The following is a 1,201-nucleotide window of genomic DNA, read 5'->3' on the forward strand; positions in this document are numbered from 1 at the left end:
AGTACTTCTAGGTGATCTAATGACTAGTACACATTCATCGGTCCCGTCGGTTGATCTTCCGTTCCCCAGAGCCGAGTACGAACGCCGTCTGAAGAAAGTATTCGAAGCCATGGAGCGAGATAACCTCGATGCTCTATTAGTGACCGCTCTGGGTAACCTTCAGTATCTTAGCGGATATGACGGACGCGGAGCATACTTTATGCCATTCCCATTGATTCTCGTACCGGGACAAAAACCGACCTTGGTCGTCAGGGAGTTTGATTTAGTAAGTGTCCGTGTTGGCAGCTGGGTAGATGAAATAGTTCCTTTCAGGGACCAAAATGATTTCGCTCCAGTGTGCGCCGATGCCATTCGACGGTTTGGCTTGAAGGGTAGGGTCGGGCTTGAGCTAGGCTGCTGGAACCTTGCGCCGGCGGACGTGAACGCCCTTCAGGCGGAGCTTCCAGATATGCAATTTGTTGATGCGTCTCGTTTGGTGGCGACGGTCGCAGCTGTTAAGACAAATCTGGAACTCGAAGTCATGCGCTCCGCAATGAAAATGACGGACCTAGCGATCAGAGTTTTTCAGAAATCTCTGCGAGAAGGTGTCTCCGAGGCGGAAGTGGCGGCTAATATTGGACGGGAAGTGGAAAGCGCCGGAGGTGTACCTGTGTCTTCCTTAACGTTGCTATTCGGCGAGCGAACAAAGTTTCCGCACGGCAGTCCCAAACACAATCCGATCAGGAACAACGAGCCGGCCTTCATGGAGCAGGGCGGAGTTCAAAGCGGTTACGCTTGCGGGCTAGTACGAAGCGCCGTACTCGGTCGACATGCCGAGACCGAAAGCCTGCACGAGCTTTCGGTCGAAGTTCTGGAGGCTGTAATCTCTGCGATTAGGCCCGGCGCGACAGCCGGTGAAGTTGATGCTGCCGGCAGAGAAGTACTCGAACGGCGTGGCCGGCCTGGGCTTCTTAAACACCGTGTCGGCTATCAAACTGGTGTCAATTGGGTGGAGCGCGGGTACATAAGTCTTGAACCCGGCGCACGAGACATTCTTGAGCCAAACATGACCTTTCATATGCCAATCATTCTGTGTGGTGAAAGTGGTTACATGTTTGGAACCAGTGAACACGTTCTTGTTACAGAGCAAGGCTCGGAGAAACTAAGCAGCACACCTCACACCCTCTTTCATGCATAGTGTTAGTGCGCGTTCCCGCACTCG

General features: G+C 53.1%; 1 protein-coding gene. It reads left to right on the top strand.

From position 1 onward, the window contains the following. The coding region (locus tag NKI15_RS31910) for a M24 family metallopeptidase (protein ID WP_352888187.1) at positions 1 to 1,177 on the top strand (1,177 nt) is incomplete at its 5' end. Positions 1,178 to 1,201 lie beyond the last annotated feature (24 nt).

The sequence above is a fragment of the Mesorhizobium sp. M0862 genome, assembly GCF_040319795.1.
GTDB lineage: Bacteria > Pseudomonadota > Alphaproteobacteria > Rhizobiales > Rhizobiaceae > Mesorhizobium.